Below are 17,650 nucleotides of genomic sequence, written 5' to 3'. Positions count from 1 at the left end.
TTAACTTGCCACGCTATGTGTGCGGGTGTCAACATCAATGTGATGGCAGATTCGGAAACCGCAACGAAGCACCCCAACCGCGACGGCCCGTACCACCACGGCGACCTGCGCAATGCCCTGGCGCGCGCGGCCGCCGAACTCGCCGAAACCGGCGGGCCGGAGGCGGTGACCGTGCGCGCGGCGGCACGGCACGTCGGCGTCACGCCGACCGCGGCCTATCGGCACTTCACCAATCACGAGCAGTTGCTGAACGCGGCGCAGGAACAGGCCCAGCAGACCCTGTTCGGCGCGATGACCGAGACGATGGCGAGCCTGGCACCAGAAGCCGATGCGATCACCCGGCTCGGCGCGGTAGGCCGCGGTTATATCGCCTTCGCGCTGCGCGAACCCGGTCTGTTCCGTACCGCCTTCTGCGGCGATCAGGCGCCATCGCCCGCATTCGATCTGCTGGCCGGGCTCCTGGACGAACTAGTCGACGTCGGCTTCCTCGATCCCGCGGACCGTCCGGATGCCGAGTACGCCGCCTGGTCGACGGTGCACGGTATGGCCTCGCTGATCGTCGATGGCGTACTCGACGACCTCGATGACGCGGCCAGGGATAAGGCGATTCACCGAGCGCTCACGAACGTCGAGCGTGGTCTGGCCACCGGACCGAACGCCCGCGACTTCAGCTGACGCGCAGGATTCCGGTAATCGTGCCCTGCAGGATCTTGCGATCAGGTGTGATCAGCGGTGACATCTGCAGTGGATCGTCGACGACGGTGCCAGCCAGCGGCCTATTCGAAACCACCGCACCGGTATCGGGGTTCACGACGGTGAAGGCGTAACCGTCGAGCGGGCTCGTGATGTCGAGTCCGACGCGGGTCACGGTGTAGATGGATCCGTCGGCGGTGGACAGATGCGGAACCGCCGCGCTGCGGACGGTGTTCTCCCACACCGTGTTGCAGCCGGTGTCGTCGACATCGACCCTGGTCATGCCGCCGACGAACGGTGCGGAAGCCGGAACAGCCGGTCCCGCGCCCTCGGGAACCGTCGGGTACGGGTATCCGTAAGTGCTGGCGACGAACAGGGACCGGCCGATGCCGATCGGCGAGTTCTCGCTGCCCGCACCGCCGCGGGGAAGCACCGGCTGCGAGCACACCAATTGTCCAGTGCCGGAACGGAAGACCAGCGCGTGGACCTGTCCGTCCGCATTGTCGACGATGGTCAGATATTCCGCTCCGGAACTGGGCCCGAAGTAGGTCGGGGTGGAGCCGGTACCCCAGCTGAGTTGGCCCGGCTTGCGCGCCGATCCGCGATCGTATGCCTCGCGCCACAGCACCTCCGGCCGCCCGGTGGCATCGGCGCGCAACTCGTACAGCGCGTATGTCGTGGCCACCGCGACCCGACCGCTCGGTGCCGACGAGATGCTGTTGGCCACCGACTCACCCGCTGGCAGCGCGACGGTGGCCGCCGCGCCCGCAGGCGTCACCAGCCCGACCACACTTTTACCGGTGGCGAACCAGACATTGCCGGACCAGTCCGGCACCAACCCGGTCACGTTGTCGCCCACCGGGATTACCGAACTGAGATCGGTGGAGGAATCGATCGACAGCCGCCATTCGCCCGCCTCGTCGCGCGAATGGCCTACGCGCAGCAGGGTGCGGTTACCGTCCACGATGACCAGGCGGTCGGCGTTGTCGAGATAGGCGTACACACCGCCGAGCAGACTGCCCTTGGCGATCTCCAGCGAAGCCAGCGACATGCCGACCGGACCGGCGAAGGTCGGATCGAGCAGATGGATGGTCGGGGTCTGGCCGATGACGGGTGTGCACAGCGCGACCAGATTGTCCGATCCCTCCAGCAGAGTCGGACAGGCCGATGCCAACGGGTATCCGCCCACGGAAATCCCGCTGCTACCAGGCCCGGCCAGCGGCGTCGCATCCGACGATCCGGCATCGCCGTGCATGGTCGCGGTACCGAGCGGCCCGAGATACGGATTGGGTGGTGCCAGCGGCCCCCACGACCCGGCTGCCTCGGCGGTACCGATCGGTGCGAGCGCCAGGACAGTGGCGGCAAGAAGTGCCAGCGGTGATCGCATCAGGTCAGCTTGCTCCCCCGTCTCCCGGCACCTTTGGCCGATCGTCGAGAGCCATGCCGGTGCCGTCGCGGACCGGCGGTGGCGTATGAGGCGAGTCCCGGACGTACCCGACGAGTTACCCATGTTCATCCGAAATCAGGAGTCCATCCGGTGTATCTTGCCGTGTCCGATTCGACATGTCGGCCGATACTATGGCCGCTATGAATGGTATCCGGACCCGCGTGCTGTCCACGATTGCCGGTCAGCTGGGCAATCCGCACGGAACGCTCGGCAAGGGCTTCGCCTTCATTCTCAATCGCGGTAACAAACGCGCCATCGCGGGCGCGGTCGAGGCGGCCGGGATCGCGGCGGGTGCGACGGTCGCGGATATCGGATTCGGCGGTGGCGCAGGGCTTTCGATACTGCTCGAGCGGGTCGGCTCGAACGGGATGGTGCACGGTTTCGAGATCTCGCCGGACATGTTGGCCAGGGCGAAGCCGAAGTTCGCCGACGAAATCGAGACGGGCCGAATGCAACTCGCACAGGGCTCGATGACCGATCTGCCGCTGGCCGATGACGCTCTCGATGCCGCCATCACCGTCAACACCGTCTACTTCGTGCCGGATCTGGCCGCCGCCTGTGTCGAACTCGTGCGCGTCGTCCGTCCCGGCGGCAGCCTCGTCGTCGGTATCGGCGATCCGGACGCGATGGCGAAAATGCCGTTCACCGCATACGGTTTCACGCTGCGGCCGGTGGCCGAGGTAATCGCCGCGCTGGAAGGCGCGGGCTGCACCGTCGACCATAAGCAACTGGCCAATCCACCGATTCCGCATCACCTACTCGTCGCCCGACCAACCTGACTACATCAGGGCGCCGCCGTCTACGCGGATCTCGGTGCCGGTCATATAGCGGCCGTCATCGGAGGCGACCATGGCGACCACACCGGCGATATCCTCTGGAGTGCCCAGCGCACCGCCGTTGAGCCAACCGGTCATGCGGGAGAACAGCTTCGGATCGAAGCCCTCCGGCTGATCGAGGATGGACTTGGTGGTGATACCACTGGTGATGCCCGCGGGCACGATATTCACCGCACGCAATCCCTGCTTGGCGTATTCCAGCGCGATCGCGTGCGTGAAGGCGTTCACCCCGCCCTTCGACGCCGCATACGACGCCAGATAAGGCGCAGCACTGAAGGCGGCGGTCGAGGAGAGGTTCACCACGACGCCGTGGCCGGACTCCAACAGCGCGGGCAACGCACTCTGGGTCATCAGGAAGGTCCCGGTCAGATTGACCCCGATCACCTGATTCCACACCTCGAGCGGCATCTCCTCGGTGCGCGCTGGCCGTAGAATGCCCGCCGCGTTCACCAGCACATCCAGGCCGCCGAGGAATTCGACCGCCTCGCCCGTCGCGGTGCGCACCGACTCGATATCGGCGATATTCACCTGCACGGTGCGCAGCCGCTCAGCGGCGTCGCCCGCCTTCGCCGCGGTGCTCTCCAGACCCGCCGCATCGATATCGGCGGCAACCAGTGTCGCCCCCTCATCGAGCAGCCGCAGGGCGATCCCCTGCCCGATTCCCGATCCTGCTCCGGTGACCAATACGCGGCGGCCGTCAAATCTACGCATGCCAAAAATTAGAACAGGTTCTCTTTAGGAGTCAACAGGTTCTGACGGAACCGGTGTCAGGAAGCGGCTTTCCCACGGACCGCCTCGAGGTATTCGGCGATGGCGTCGCGATTGCGGGACAGGCAGCGGATGCGGTCGGACATGCGGTCACGTTCGCGTTCCAGGGTGGCCAGCATTTCCGGAGTCGCGTCCGGGAAGTAGATGGTGCGCGGCTTGTCCAGACAGGGCAGGATCTGTTTGATGATGCGGGTCGGCAGGCCAGCGTCGAGTAGGCCGCGGATCTGCAGAACCCGGTCCACGAAGCGGTCGTCGTAGGCGCGATAGCCATTGGCGCAGCGGTCGGCGACGATGAGGCCCTGCTCCTCGTAGTAGCGCAGCAGCCGCCGCGAGGTGCCGGTGCGCTCCGACAGTTCTCCGATCCGCATATTTCCACCTCGCATTGACCTTCACATGTATGTGATGGTTAAAGCATAGGTCGCATGGACAACGCACTCTTCGGCTACAGCCCGATCGTCGACCGCGCACCGATTCGCTGGCCCAACGATGCTCGGGTCGCGTTCTATGTGGGGCTGAATATCGAGCACTACCAGGTGGACCGGCCCTCGACCAGCATCTTTCCCGGCACCGCCACCCTCACCCCGGATCCGCTGAACTACGGCTGGCGCGATTACGGTCCGCGGGTCGGCATCTGGCGGGTGATGCAGGCGCTGGACAAGTACGACATCCGCGCCAGCGCGCTGCTCAACTCCGATGTCACACACCATAATCCGCAGATCATCGCCGCCGGTCGGCAGCGCAACTGGACCTGGTTGGCCCACGGCAAGAACAACTCGATCTTCCAGGCCGATATGTCCATCGACGACGAGCGCGCCTACCTCACCGATATCGTCGAAACCATCGAGCGCGCGACCGGCCGCCGCCCGCGCGGCTGGATGGGCCCCGCACTCACCGAGACCTTCCACACCCCGCAACTGCTCGCCGAACTCGGCCTCGATTACGTCCTGGACTGGACCAATGACGATCAGCCGTATCGGCTCAATGTGCCAGGGCTGCTCAGCGTTCCGTACTCGGTCGAACTCAATGACAACAGCCTGTTCCTCGGAACCGGTTTGCGCGGTGCGGATTTCGTGCAGATCGTCAAGGACCAGTTGGACCGGCTCTACGAAGAGTCCGGCCGCGTCATGGTCCTTGCGCTGCACCCCTTCGTCATCGGCCAGGCCTTCCGCATCAAATATCTGGAGCAGGCCCTGGATTATGTGGCGAACCATCCGGGCGTATGGCTCGCCACCAGTGACGAGATCGCCGATGCCATGGCTGTGTGAAAGCTGGCTACACCGACGAAATCGAAATCGAGTCCGGCCTGCACCGCGCCCAACCCGCATCTTCGTCCCTCTGATGTTCCGCCATCGTCACCGCCGTTGGCGTCAACTCGCCACCGTCCTCGCCAACGGCGCATCGAACTCAGGGCCCGGCGCGAGAGCACCGACTATGTCGCACATGATGCTGCGCCGGAGTCATCTCCGTCGACATCGAACTAGCGGCCAGGGGTCACCTGTCGGATCATCGCACCGGCTGAACGCTGGTGTGGACGAGTGCGGCGGTCAGTAGTACCGCACCCAGCAGGCCGGTCGGTGACAGCCGTTCGCCGAGGATTGCGGCGGCCAATATCGCCCCGGTCAGGGGTTCGAGGAGGGCGAGCACCGCGGCTGTGCCCGGACCGACGTCGGCCAGACCGCGGAAGTACAGCGCGTATGCCATTGCGGTGGAGATCAGGCCGAACACGATTGCCAGGGCGACGCTGTGTGCGGTCGGGTCGAAGGTGAGTCCGAATATCGCGGCGAGTGGCGTCAGCAGCACGGCGCCGCCGGTGACGGCGAAACCTGTTGTGGTGATCGCGTCGAGGCCCGGCACCGGACGAGCACTTATCAGGGTGACGGTCGCGAAGGCACCAGCGGAGACCAATGCCATTGCCGCACCGGCGAATATCGCACCCGCTGCCGCGTAATCGGCGGGCGCGCCGACCAACAGGATCACCCCGAACACCGCGATTCCGATCGTCGCCGCATGTCGACGATCCAGAACCCGCCTGCCGGTCAGATGTTGCACCAGCGAGACAACCACCGGTGACATACCGAGGGTGACCAGCGTCGCAAGGCTCACCGACGAGGCCGCGACCGCACCGAAGTAGCTCGCCTGAATGATCGCGATCAGCACCGCGACCGCACCGATCCTGCGCCAAGCCGAGGTGTTTCGCGGCAGCGGCCGTCGCGTCACGGTCAGCAGAGCGATCAGCAACAGCCCGCCGACGGCGAGCCGACAGGCGGCGACGGATATCGGCGAAAGACCGGTCGCACGATGCAGCAGGGTGCCGACCAAACCACCGGTCCCCGCCGAAAGCCCGGCGCCGACAAGGCAGACCAACCCGAATCGGTTGACCGTGGTTAGAGATGTGGACATTCGCGCTCCTGCGACAGAAATGGATTGGGGTCGCGGAAGCGAGGTGCAGAACCGGGATGGGACGCGCGGTCCTACACCTCGCTCAGGAGCGCGGCGGCGGGGTAATTACGAACCCTCGGTACACCCGCCCGATACTAAAGATCGCCGGAACGAGCTGTCATTCGATTTTCTGCCGCGGTCGAAGCGGACTACGGACATCGTTGGTTCGGCGTTGCCCGTCGCGCCAGCAAATCGAGGTGGATGCGGCCGTCCAGCTCGATGTACGTCGCGACGGTAACCGGTACGCCCTGATACGACTGCTGTGCCAGATACCAGCCCTATCGCGCCGTCGACAGTGGATAACAGGGCTTTACCGTGGCGTCCGGGCACACCACATACGCACCCTCCCGGGATTCGGGAAATGCACCGCCGACGATCCCGGCAAACTTACGGCTTTGCTATCTGGGACCAGTTATTCGAGCGAGTCGACGCCGGTGGACGGGACCGAGTGTCGGTAGCCAGCGGCCTGAGTGGCTTCGTCGGCCACCCGGACGCCGTAGTGATAGGCGAGCTTGCCACCGAGAAAACCCGAGACGCCGAGCACGGCGAGGGCAATGATCGACAACACCAACTGGCCGATCGGCACGGCGCCATCCGGTCCGTGACCGGACTGGCGCCACCAGAAGTCGATGGCGAAGGCGACCGTCACTATCAAATTCAGGCTCATGTGGACAAGGCCGGTGCGAAACGCCGTGGTGCCGGTCGGGATGGCGAGCAGATCCAGCAAACCGATCACGGCCGCGACCAGTGCGCCGAGCACACCGACAGCGAGCAGCCACGCCGAGCCGCGGGCCAGCGCCTGCGGGTCACCCGCCACATGCGACGCGATATCGAATACCAGGCTCGCCACCCATGCCCCGATCGGCACGGTGACCAGGATCGGGTGGAACGGATGTCCATACGGACCGGCCAGCATCGCGCTGACCGGGCGCTTGGCATGTTGCATATCACTGGTCACGACAACCTCCTTGCGCGACTCGGCCGAATGGGACCACTCGGCCACACCGGTCGCATACCCACTCGGTTTCGACCAACACGCCGACAGCGAGGTCAGGACCATCCGCCGATTCGGCGTGATACGTCAAAACCGCTGTCCCACAAGGAAATACATACAGACAATAGAAAAAGCCGCAGACCGAGGAAAAATCCTCGATCTGCGGCTTTCCGCATATTTGTGGGCGAAGGGGGACTTGAACCCCCACGTCCCGAAGGACACTGGCACCTGAAGCCAGCGCGTCTGCCATTCCGCCACTCGCCCGAGCGACTGAGAGACAGTATCACGCGGGTCGGCGTGACACGAAATCGCCTGTTGACGGCCCCAGCGGCCGGTTCGGGCCGGCACGGGAACCCGGGCCGGCTTCCGGGAGTTACAGGTGTGGACGATCGTGGATATCATGCAATGAACGTGGTCGATACGCGACACGCCATATCCGCGTGTCGTTGTTATGAATCAGTACAGACGCGCACCGAAGGGAGGCCGAGATGGGCATCGTTTCTCGATTCGAGCGTCGCCTGCAAGGCGCCGTCGGTGACGTGTTCGCCAGAGCCTTCGGGGGCAGTGTCGTTCCCCAGGAGGTGGAAGCGGCACTCAAGCAGGAAGCCGCCGACAATATCCAGGATCTGGGTGGCGGACATCTGTTGGCGCCCAACAGTTATGTGATCACCATCAACAGCTCTGATCACCAACAACTCGACGCCGACCACGACCTCACCACCCGCGCGTTCGCCAAACACCTTCAGGACTACATCCGCGAGCAAGGCTGGCAGACCTACGGCGAAGTACACGTGGCATTCGAGGCATCACCTACGCTGCACACCGGACAGTTCAGGGCGAGCGGTCGGGTCGATCCCGACATCGGCCGCAGAGCCACCGCGGCTCGCAGCCCCGAACCCACGCCACAACGACCTGCACACCCGCAACCAGGAGCTGGCCCCATGACGCAGAACTCAGGCTACGACCCAAGCCGTGAGCCCGCGGAGTCCGATCCACGCAGCCGCGGGTACGCACCGCCGCCTGCGGGCCGGCCCGGGCCGCCGAACGGTGCGTACCGCGAAGACTACGGCCGGGGCGGGGCGCCCTACGGCGGTGGCTCCGACTACCAGGCGCCGGACCCGCAGCAGGGTTACGGCGACTACCAGAACGGCTATGACTACCAGCAGGGTGGCCAAGGCTACGGCCAGCAGGCCTACCAGGAGCCGGGGTACGGCGGAGGCTACGGCGAGCGTGGCGGCTACGGCCAGCAGCAGGGCGGCTACGGCGAGCAGGACTACGGCCAGCAGGGCTATGGCCAGTCCGGCTACGGCGAACAGGGCTACGCCGACCAAGGCTATGGCCAGCAGGGCTACGGGCAGCCCGGCTACGGCGAACAGGGCTATGCCGACCAGGGCGGTTACGGTCAGCAGCCGGGCTATGGCCAGCAGGGTTACGCGCAGTCCGGCTACGGCGAACAGGGCTACGCGGAACCGGGTTACGGCGAGCCGGGCTACGCCGCGCCCGAGGAGCAGGGCGGCTACGGTCAGGCCTACTCGCAACAGCCTGGCTACGGCGCGCAGGGCGGCGGCTACCAGGCCCCCGCGCCCGCGTATGGCGGTGGCGCACAAGCCGGTTCGGGCTACTCCGCGACGCTGCAGCTCGACGACGGCAGCGGCCGCACCTACCAGCTCCGCGAGGGCAGCAACATCATCGGCCGGGGTCAGGACGCGCACTTCCGGCTGCCCGATACCGGGGTTTCACGCAGGCACATCGAAGTTCGCTGGGATGGGCAGACGGCGATGCTCTCGGATCTGGGTTCGACCAACGGCACGCTCGTCAACGGCTCCCCGGTTCAGGACTGGCAGCTGGCCGACGGCGATGTTATCCGCGCCGGACACTCCGAGATCCTGATCCGTATCGTCTGATCCCGTAAGCTCGCGGTGCAGGTCACGACATGGCGGACAGGGATTCTGCGGCCGTATCGTGATCGAACTCGACCCACGGCCCTATGATGCTGCCTACACACGCGCGTCGCCAGGACCGGGGCTCGCGAAACCAGCAAGCCGGTGGGGGCGAACTCGCACCTACGGGCACCGACGTACACGGTCGAACAGGAGGTGGAGCGCCGTGCAGGGACTGATCCTGCAATTGACCCGTGCGGGGTTCCTGCTGCTGTTGTGGTTATTCGTGTGGGCGGTATTGCGCACCCTGCGCAGCGACATCTACGCGGCATCCGGCATCCGGATTCAGCCCAGGGCCGCACGCGGTTCCGCGGTGCTGCCGTCTTTCAGCCGAGGCCAGAAGGGCGCCAAATTTCTTGTGGTGACTCAAGGTTCACTCGCCGGCACTCGCATCTCGCTCGGCACCCAACCGGTGCTGATCGGACGTGCGGACGACTCAACGCTGGTACTCACCGATGATTACGCCTCGACCAGACATGCGCGGCTCTCACCGCGCGGTGACGACTGGTACGTCGAAGACCTCGGTTCGACGAACGGCACCTACCTCGACCGCGCGAAAGTCACCACCGCAGTCCGAGTTCCACTCGGCACCCCCGTCCGTGTCGGCAAAACAGTGATCGAGCTGCGATCGTGACACTTGTTCTCCGCTACGCAGCGCGCAGCGACCGCGGTCTTGTCCGAGGCAACAACGAGGACTCCGTCTATGCGGGCGCACGGCTGCTCGCACTAGCCGACGGTATGGGCGGCCATGCCGCCGGCGAGGTGGCATCGCAGTTGATGATCGCCGCACTCGCGCACCTCGATGACGACGAACCCGGCGACGATCTGCTCGGCAAGCTCAATACCGCCGTCCACGAGGGCAATGCCGCCATTGCCGATCACGTCGAGGAAGAGCCCGAACTCGACGGTATGGGCACCACGCTCACCGCAATCCTGTTCGCGGGCAAGAAACTCGGCCTGGTCCACATCGGTGACTCGCGCGCATATCTGCTGCGCGGCGGCGAGCTGGCCCAGATCACCCGCGACGACACCTTCGTCCAGTCGCTGGTCGACGAGGGCCGGATCACGCCCGAGCAGGCGCATACCCATCCGCAGCGTTCACTGATCATGCGCGCCCTGACCGGCAACGAGATCGAGCCGACGCTGATCATGCGCGAGGCCCGCGCCGGAGATCGCTATCTGCTGTGCTCCGACGGTCTGTCCGATGTGGTCAGCGATGAGACCATCGCCAACACCATGCGCGAGGGCAGCACCGACGAATGTGCCGACCGGCTCATCGAACTCGCCTTGCGCAGTGGCGGTCCGGACAACGTCACCGTGGTCGTCGCCGATGTCATCGATCTGGACTACGGGCAGAGCCATCCGATCGTCGCGGGCGCGGCATCGGGTCAGGACGAGGACACCCCGCCACCGAATACCGCCGCCGGTCGGGCCGCCGCGATGCGTCCGCCGCGGGCCGAACCGCGCAGGGCCGCCGCCACACCGGAGACGCCGCCGCAGGGTAAATCGCATAAGCTGCGCTGGATTCTGCTCGCCGTCGCCCTGGTGCTGGCCGCGGCAATCGGATTGCTGGTCGGCTACAACATGATTCGCAGCAACTACTACGTCGGCGCGGATAACGACCGGGTCGTCATCATGCGCGGGCTGCCGGGTTCGGTGCTGGGGTATTCGATCCACGAGGTCGAAACGATCGCCTGTGTCGACCCGAGCGGCGCTCTCACCCTGCTGCAGCAGGGCGAGAGTCTGCCGTCGAAATGCAAGGGGCTCAAGGTTTCCGATCTCAAGCAGACCGGACACGACCAAGTCGACAAGGGACTGCCGCCTGGTTCGCTGGACGAGGCGCGTAAGCAGATGCAGATGCTGGCGCGCAACGAACTGCTGCGTCCCTGCCCGTCCAAGGAGTCGGTGCCGCAGCCCGGCGTCGTGCCGCCGAGCGAACCGCCGACGCAGCCCGGTGTACCCGCGCCGACGACGGTCGCGCCGACCACCGAGAACCGGGCACCCGCACCCGAAACGCAGCCAGCTGAAACCAAGAGCCCCGACGCCAAGACCCCGGCGGCGACGGCGTCGCCGAACCCCCAGACGGCGGGGGAGCCTTGCCGGGTGACGGACTGATGTCCGCTCCGGCACCACCGTCCGCTGGGGCCTTTCCCAGTCCCCCGGGCGGATTCGCGCCAGCGCCGCCGCCGTCGACGAAGCGCAATGCCGAACTCATCTTGCTCGCCGGTGCGACGGGCATTGTCACCGTTTCGCTTTTCCTGGTCGAGGCGAGTCAGGAGCAATCGGTCACTTGGGATATCGCCAAGTACGGTCTCGCCTATCTGGCCCTGTTCGCGGTGGCGCATCTCGCGGTGCGGCGCTTCGCACCGTTCGCCGATCCGCTGCTCTTACCGATCGCCGCGCTGCTCAACGGACTCGGCCTGGTGCTGATCCATCGGCTCGATCTCGCCGATGCGCAGACCGCCGCCTACAACTCGTGGCCGATCCCCTCCCCCGACACCAATCAACAGATCCTGTGGACCGGTCTGGGGATGATCATCTTCATCGGGATCCTCGTCGTGCTGAGCGATTACCGCACGCTGGCCAAATACAGCTACACCCTAGGCCTGGTAGGCCTTGTCGCGCTGGCGATTCCGGCACTGCTGCCCGGGGCGTATTCGGAGACCAACGGCTCCAAGATCTGGATTCGGCTGCCCGGATTGAGCGTGCAGCCCGGTGAGTTCGCGAAGATCCTGTTGATCATCTTCTTCGCCTCGGTGCTGGTCGCCAAGCGCGATCTGTTTACCGCGGCCGGCCGGCATTTCCTCGGCATGGAGTTCCCGCGCGCTCGCGACCTCGGCCCGATCCTGGTGGTCTGGATCGTCTGCATCGGCGTGCTGGTCTTCGAAAAGGATCTCGGTACTTCGCTGTTGATCTTCAGCACGGTACTGGTGATGCTCTACATCGCGACCGAGCGCGTCGGCTGGCTCATCATCGGCGGCGCACTGCTGATCATCGGATTCTTCTTCGCCTACCAGGCCTTCAGCCATGTGCGGGTACGCACCCAGACCTGGCTGCACCCGTTCGCGGATTACAACAACACCGGCTACCAGATCTCGCAGTCGCTGTTCGGCTTGGCCACCGGCGGATTGGCGGGCACCGGCCTGGGCAGCGGGCGGCCATCGCAGGTGCCCTTCGCCAAAACCGACTTCATCATCACCACGATCGGCGAGGAACTCGGCCTGTTCGGACTCGCCGCGGTGCTGCTGCTGTTCCTGGTATTCGTGGTGCGTGGTCTGCGTACCGCCCTGGCCGTGCGTGACAGCTTCGGCAAGCTGTTGGCCGCCGGTTTGTCGTTCACCATCGCCATCCAGCTGTTCGTGGTGGTCGGCGGTGTCACCAAACTGATTCCGCTGACCGGTCTCACCACCCCGTTCATGTCCTACGGCGGTTCGTCGCTGCTGGCCAACTACGCGCTGCTGGCGCTGCTGATCAAGGTCTCCGACGCGGCACGTGCCCCGGCGCCGGTGCGCAAGAAGGATCCGGTGGCCCCGATCGCGGATGCGACCACCGAGCTTCTGCGCAAACCGGAAGCGAGGCCGCAAGAATGAACACACCGCTACGACGGGTCGCGGTCGCGGTCATGCTCATGATCGTCGCGCTGCTGATCAACGCCACCTATGTGCAGGTGATCAAGGCCGACGACTACCGCACCGATCCACGCAACTCACGCGTGCTGCTCGACGAATACGCCCGCCAGCGCGGGCAGATCTCCGCGGGCGGCACGGTGCTGGCCAGTTCGGTCGCCACCGACGACCGCTACAAGTACCTGCGCACCTACCCGACCGATCCGGAGGCGTACGCACCGGCGACCGGCTTCTACTCGATGCAGTACGGCAGCACGGGTCTGGAGCGCGCTGAGGATACGGTGCTCAACGGTTCGGACAATTCGCTGTTCGGGCGACGCCTGATCGATATGATCTCCGGTCGTGATCCGCGCGGCGGCAATGTGCTCACCACGCTGGACCCGGTGATGCAGCAGACCGCCTACGAACAGTTGACCGCCAAGGGCTACACCGGTTCCGTGGTAGCGATCGAGCCGAGTACCGGCAAGATTCTCACCATGGTGTCCACCCCCAGCTACGACCCGAACCTGTTGTCCGGGCACGATGGCGCCCAGGGCACCAAATCTTGGGAAGAGCTGAGTGCGGACCAGCGCCAACCCATGTTGAATCGTGCTGTGTCGCAGACCTATCCGCCGGGCTCCACCTTCAAGGTGGTCGTCACCGCCGCCGCGTTGGCCAACGGCACCGCAACCCCCGACGACCAATTCACCGCCGCACCGAACATCACGTTGCCCGGAACAGCCACGACGCTGGAGAACTACAACGGCACCACCTGCGGCAGCGGGCCCACCGCGTCGCTCACCGAGGCGTTCCGCAGATCCTGCAATACCGCATTCGCCGAACTCGGAGTCAAAGTCGGCTCCGCCAACCTCAAGGACGAGGCCGCCGCATTCGGCATCGGCGCGCACCGTGGCATCCCGATTCCGGTGGCGGAGAGTACCGTCGGCACGATTCCGGACAACGCCGCACTGGCCCAGAGCAGCATCGGCCAGCGCGATGTCGCGCTCACCCCACTCGACAATGCGGTCATCGCCGCGACCATCGCCAACGGCGGCGTCCGCATGGAGCCGTACCTGGTCGACCAACTGCAGGGACCCGATCTGAGCGAGCTCTCGAAAAATAAACCGGTCTCGGTCGGCCAAGCTGTCAGCGCCCAGGTAGCGTCGACGCTGACCAACCTGATGATCGCGTCGGAGGACAACACCGTCGGACACGGCCAGACCCGGTACCAAATCGCCTCTAAGACCGGAACCGCCGAACACGGAAGCAATCCGCGCAATACGCCACCACACGCCTGGTACATCGCCTTCGCGCCCGCACAGAACCCCAAGATCGCCATCGCGGTGATCGTGGAGAACGGCGGCGACCGGGCGTTGGCCGCGACCGGTGGCTCGGTAGCCGCGCCGATTGCCCGCGCGGTGTTGGACGCCGGTTTGCGAGGGCGCTGAGGGATATGAACGTGCGAGTGGATGTACGGGGGCCGGGATGCTGAACAACGGCGCGATGATCGCCGACCGATATCGGCTGCAACGCCTGATCGCCACCGGCGGTATGGGTCAGGTGTGGGAAGCACTCGACACCCGGCTGGACCGCCGGGTCGCGGTGAAGGTGCTCAAATCCGAGTTCTCCGCCGACCCGACCTTCCGGCACCGGTTCCGCAGTGAGGCCAAGACCACGGCCCAGCTGAATCACCCGGGTATCGCCGGAATCTACGACTACGGCGAGACCATGGATCCCAGCGGCGGGGAAACCGCCTATCTGGTCATGGAATTGGTGCAGGGCGAACCGCTCAATACGGTGCTGAACCGTCTGGGCCGCCTTTCGGTGGTCCAGGGTCTGGACATGCTCGAGCAGACCGGTCGTGCACTCGAGGTCGCGCACGCCGCTGGCGTCGTGCACCGTGACGTGAAGCCGGGCAATATCCTCGTCACGCCGACCGGTCAAGTGAAGATCACCGACTTCGGCATCGCCAAGGCGGTCGACGCCTCGCCGGTGACCAAGACCGGCATGGTGATGGGCACCGCCCAGTACATCGCACCCGAGCAGGCGGTCGGCGAGGACGCGACCGCGGCCAGCGATGTGTACGCACTCGGTGTGGTCGGCTACGAGGCACTGGCCGGGCAGCGGCCGTTCAGCGGTGACGGTGCGATCACCGTCGCGATGAAGCATGTGCGCGAGGCCCCGCCACCGATGCCGTCGGATCTGCCGCCCAATGTGCGCGAGCTGATCGAGATCACCATGGGCAAGGATCCGACCCTGCGCTATGCCAGCGGCGGCGAATTCGCCGACGCCGTTGCCGCCGTGCGCGCCGGACGCCGTCCACCACCGCCGATCGCCACCGGCGGACCTACTCCCACCGGTGCGACCAGGGTGCTGCCACCCGGTCCGACGGTGATTCTGCCGTCGCAGGACCACGACGGTCCGACCATCCGCTACAGCACCCCGGCGGGGCTGGCGGGTGCCGGGGCGACCAGACAGACACCCGCGCCAAGGACCGTGATGAGTTCCGGCGCCACCCGCACCAGCCCGGGGCCCGGTCCGGAGAGCTCGAGGTTCACCACCGGCCAGAAGGTCGGCGCGGCCGTCGCCGTCGGCGCCGTGCTGCTCGTCGGTCTGGTGCTGTGGCTGCTCTTCGGCGGCGATACCAATCCGGATACCGTGCGCCCTGCGACCAGCACCTCTAAGGTCGCGCCACCGCCGGTCACCACAGCGCCGACCACGACAACCGAGCCGCCGACGACCATCGTCACCACGACCAGGCCGGCCCCGCCACCGCCGCCGACCGCGGAACCGACCACGACAACGCAGCCACCGACCACAACGCCGAGTACCACAGCGCCGAGTACGACGAAGTCGTCGAAGACAACGAGTCCGTCCACAACCACAAGAAGCTCGTGGTTCCCCACGCTCGATTTACCATTTCCGGATAGTCCCGGTGCCCGAGGACCCTCGGCCACTCCAGGCGCTGCTACTCCGCAAGGACAACCATGACGACCCCGAAGAATCTCTCCTCCCGCTACGAGCTGGGTGAGATCATCGGGTTCGGCGGCATGTCCGAAGTCCACAAGGCGCGCGATCTACGGCTCAGCCGAGACGTCGCGATCAAGGTTTTGCGTGCCGACCTGGCCCGCGATCCAACGTTCTATCTGCGCTTCAAACGCGAGGCGCAGAACGCCGCCGCACTGAACCATCCGGCCATCGTCGCGGTCTACGACACCGGTGAGGCGGAGGTGGACGGCGGACCGCTGCCGTACATCGTGATGGAGTACGTCGACGGTGAGACGCTGCGTGACATCGTGCGCGGTAAGGGTCCGATCCCGCCGCGCCGGGCCATGGAAGTCGTCGCCGACGTATGCGCCGCACTGGATTTCAGCCACAAGGCCGGAATCGTGCATCGCGATATGAAGCCCGCCAACATCATGATCAACCGGGCCGGTGCGGTGAAGGTGATGGACTTCGGCATCGCGCGCGCGCTCGCCGACAGCTCCAACCCGATGACCCAGACCGCGGCCGTTATCGGTACCGCGCAATATCTTTCGCCCGAGCAGGCGCGCGGTGAGACCGTCGACGCCCGTTCGGATGTCTACTCCGTCGGCTGTGTGCTGTTCGAAATCCTCACCGGAGAGCCACCTTTCACCGGTGACTCGCCGATCGCCGTGGCCTACCAGCACGTCCGGGAGGATCCGCGCCTGCCATCGCACGTGCACAACGGGGTGCCGCGCGAGTTGGATTCCGTCGTGCTCAAGGCGATGAGCAAGAATCCGGCCAACCGGTACCAGTCGGCCGCCGAGATGCGTGCCGATCTGATCCGGGTGCTCGGCGGCCAGAAGCCGAGCGCGCCGATGGTGATGACCGATGAGGACCGCACCACCATCCTCGGCTCGAACGAACCGGCGCCACGCAACTACCGCACCGTCGAACGCAATGACGACACCGCCGAGCAGGAACCCGCCGAACCGGCGAGTCCGCGCCGCAATCTCTATATCGCGCTCGGCGCCGCCGCGGCGGTCATCGTGGCGTTCGCCCTGTTCTGGGTATTGATCGGGCCTGGCGCACGCCCGGATCAGGTCGCCATACCCGACCTTTCGAACAAATCAGCGCAACAGGCCCAGGATTCGCTGCAGAAGCTCGGCTTCATGGTGGCCATCCAGCAGAAGCCGGATAACAAGGTCGCCACCGGCAATGTCATCTCCACCCAGCCGCTCGGCGGCTCCCGGGTCGACAAGGGCAGCACGATTACCGTGCAGGTCTCCGCCGGACCGGCGCAGGTGCAGATTCCTCGGCTCGACGGCATGACCCAGGAGCAGGCCGAACAGCAGCTCAACGCCAGCGGGTTGCGGATGGATCCGAATGTGCAGCGCAAGCCGTCGAGTGCGCAGGAGACGGACAAGGTGATCGGCACCGATCCCTCGGCGGGTTCGCGTGTGGATGTCGATCGGGCCATCGTCGTGATCCTCGGCTCTGGGCCGGAGCAGATCCGGGTGCCGAATGTGGTCGGTCAAGACATCAGCGTCGCGCAGCCGAATCTGGTGGACAGCTCCGGATTCAAGATCACCATCCAGGAGGTGCCGTCCGCCAAGCCCAAGGGCGAGGTCATCGCGACCACCCCATCGGGTGGTACCACCGCGGACAAGGGGTCCACGGTCACCGTGCAGGTCTCCAGCGGCGACATCGTCATGCCGAGCCTGGTCGGCCTGACCACGGCGCAGGCGGTGGACAAACTGCGGCAGGCAGGCTGGACCGGCACATCGGCACAGATCAGCCAATCCACCCAGGGCACGTTCGATACGAACAGCGTCGGTCGGGTTGTCAGCCAGCAGCCTGCGGCCGGATCAGCGCTCGGGAAGAACGGAACGGTATCGATCACCACCTACGTCCTCGGTCCGCCCTGATAGCCGTGCCCAGGGCAGGGGCCTGAGTAGCGCGGA

At 65.7% G+C, this 17,650-nt stretch carries 15 protein-coding genes and 1 tRNA gene; 10 read left to right on the top strand and 6 right to left on the bottom strand.

The window, feature by feature from the left end:
• The first annotated feature begins 42 nt into the window (after positions 1-42).
• Complete coding sequence (locus tag ACQP2U_RS00200) at positions 43-675, top strand: TetR/AcrR family transcriptional regulator (protein ID WP_433712758.1); 633 nt, start codon at positions 43-45, stop codon at positions 673-675.
• Here ACQP2U_RS00200 and ACQP2U_RS00195 read toward each other — a convergent pair.
• The gene (locus tag ACQP2U_RS00195) at positions 668-2,080 is read right to left on the bottom strand and encodes a hypothetical protein (RefSeq protein ID WP_433712757.1); all 1,413 of its coding nucleotides are present in this window, start codon (positions 2,078-2,080) and stop codon (positions 668-670) included. The genes ACQP2U_RS00200 and ACQP2U_RS00195 overlap by 8 nt on opposite strands.
• A gap of 200 nt (positions 2,081-2,280) precedes the next feature.
• Between ACQP2U_RS00195 and ACQP2U_RS00190 the strand changes: the two genes are divergently transcribed.
• On the top strand, positions 2,281-2,919 hold the full coding sequence (locus ACQP2U_RS00190; protein WP_433712755.1) for a class I SAM-dependent methyltransferase: 639 nt from the start codon (positions 2,281-2,283) through the stop codon (positions 2,917-2,919).
• Here the strand turns inward: ACQP2U_RS00190 and ACQP2U_RS00185 are convergent, their stop codons facing one another.
• Positions 2,920-3,687, bottom strand: coding sequence for an SDR family NAD(P)-dependent oxidoreductase (locus tag ACQP2U_RS00185; RefSeq protein WP_433712753.1), 768 nt, complete (start codon positions 3,685-3,687; stop codon positions 2,920-2,922).
• A gap of 56 nt (positions 3,688-3,743) precedes the next feature.
• Positions 3,744-4,112: a MerR family transcriptional regulator gene (locus ACQP2U_RS00180; RefSeq protein WP_433712751.1), complete on the bottom strand. Its 369-nt coding sequence runs from the start codon at positions 4,110-4,112 to the stop codon at positions 3,744-3,746.
• Positions 4,113-4,166: 54 nt separating this feature from the next.
• On the opposite strand from ACQP2U_RS00180, the gene ACQP2U_RS00175 reads away from it, so the two are divergent.
• On the top strand, positions 4,167-5,009 hold the full coding sequence (locus ACQP2U_RS00175; RefSeq protein ID WP_433712749.1) for a polysaccharide deacetylase family protein: 843 nt from the start codon (positions 4,167-4,169) through the stop codon (positions 5,007-5,009).
• Positions 5,010-5,247: 238 nt separating this feature from the next.
• Here the strand turns inward: ACQP2U_RS00175 and ACQP2U_RS00170 are convergent, their stop codons facing one another.
• The 3 genes from ACQP2U_RS00170 to ACQP2U_RS00160 all read right to left on the bottom strand — a co-directional run bounded on the left by ACQP2U_RS00170 (position 5,248) and on the right by ACQP2U_RS00160 (position 7,441).
• On the bottom strand, positions 5,248-6,144 hold the full coding sequence (locus tag ACQP2U_RS00170) for a DMT family transporter (protein WP_433712748.1): 897 nt from the start codon (positions 6,142-6,144) through the stop codon (positions 5,248-5,250).
• Between the two features lie 451 nt (positions 6,145-6,595).
• On the bottom strand, positions 6,596-7,141 hold the full coding sequence (locus tag ACQP2U_RS00165; RefSeq protein ID WP_433712747.1) for a DUF2231 domain-containing protein: 546 nt from the start codon (positions 7,139-7,141) through the stop codon (positions 6,596-6,598).
• A gap of 217 nt (positions 7,142-7,358) precedes the next feature.
• Positions 7,359-7,441: transfer RNA gene (locus ACQP2U_RS00160), tRNA-Leu, on the bottom strand.
• 224 nt (positions 7,442-7,665) lie between these two features.
• Between ACQP2U_RS00160 and ACQP2U_RS00155 the strand changes: the two genes are divergently transcribed.
• The 7 genes from ACQP2U_RS00155 (at position 7,666) to pknB (ending at position 17,614) form a co-directional block, all read left to right on the top strand.
• Complete coding sequence (locus tag ACQP2U_RS00155; protein ID WP_433712746.1) at positions 7,666-9,081, top strand: DUF3662 and FHA domain-containing protein; 1,416 nt, start codon at positions 7,666-7,668, stop codon at positions 9,079-9,081.
• Between the two features lie 202 nt (positions 9,082-9,283).
• Positions 9,284-9,751: an FHA domain-containing protein FhaB/FipA gene (locus tag ACQP2U_RS00150; protein WP_014980860.1), complete on the top strand. Its 468-nt coding sequence runs from the start codon at positions 9,284-9,286 to the stop codon at positions 9,749-9,751.
• Entirely contained in the window at positions 9,748-11,232 is a 1,485-nt protein-coding gene (locus ACQP2U_RS00145; protein WP_433712744.1) for a protein phosphatase 2C domain-containing protein, read from the top strand. Before ACQP2U_RS00150 ends, ACQP2U_RS00145 begins: the two co-directional genes overlap by 4 nt.
• On the top strand, positions 11,232-12,707 hold the full coding sequence (locus ACQP2U_RS00140; protein ID WP_433712743.1) for an FtsW/RodA/SpoVE family cell cycle protein: 1,476 nt from the start codon (positions 11,232-11,234) through the stop codon (positions 12,705-12,707). The genes ACQP2U_RS00145 and ACQP2U_RS00140 overlap by 1 nt, the downstream gene beginning before the upstream one ends.
• Positions 12,704-14,170 carry a peptidoglycan D,D-transpeptidase FtsI family protein gene (locus tag ACQP2U_RS00135; RefSeq protein WP_397039841.1) on the top strand — a complete coding sequence of 489 codons (1,467 nt, stop codon included), beginning with the start codon at positions 12,704-12,706 and terminating at the stop codon, positions 14,168-14,170. Before ACQP2U_RS00140 ends, ACQP2U_RS00135 begins: the two co-directional genes overlap by 4 nt.
• A gap of 37 nt (positions 14,171-14,207) precedes the next feature.
• Positions 14,208-15,713, top strand: coding sequence for a protein kinase domain-containing protein (locus tag ACQP2U_RS00130; protein ID WP_433712742.1), 1,506 nt, complete (start codon positions 14,208-14,210; stop codon positions 15,711-15,713).
• The gene (gene pknB / locus ACQP2U_RS00125; protein WP_433712741.1) at positions 15,710-17,614 is read left to right on the top strand and encodes a Stk1 family PASTA domain-containing Ser/Thr kinase; all 1,905 of its coding nucleotides are present in this window, start codon (positions 15,710-15,712) and stop codon (positions 17,612-17,614) included. Before ACQP2U_RS00130 ends, pknB begins: the two co-directional genes overlap by 4 nt.
• Positions 17,615-17,650 lie beyond the last annotated feature (36 nt).

Source organism: Nocardia sp. CA-084685, from assembly GCF_050955785.1.
In the GTDB taxonomy this organism is placed as follows: Bacteria; Actinomycetota; Actinomycetes; order Mycobacteriales; family Mycobacteriaceae; genus Nocardia.
The sequence above is the reverse complement of the archived record's forward strand: the minus strand, read 5'-3'. Positions and strand labels throughout refer to the sequence as shown.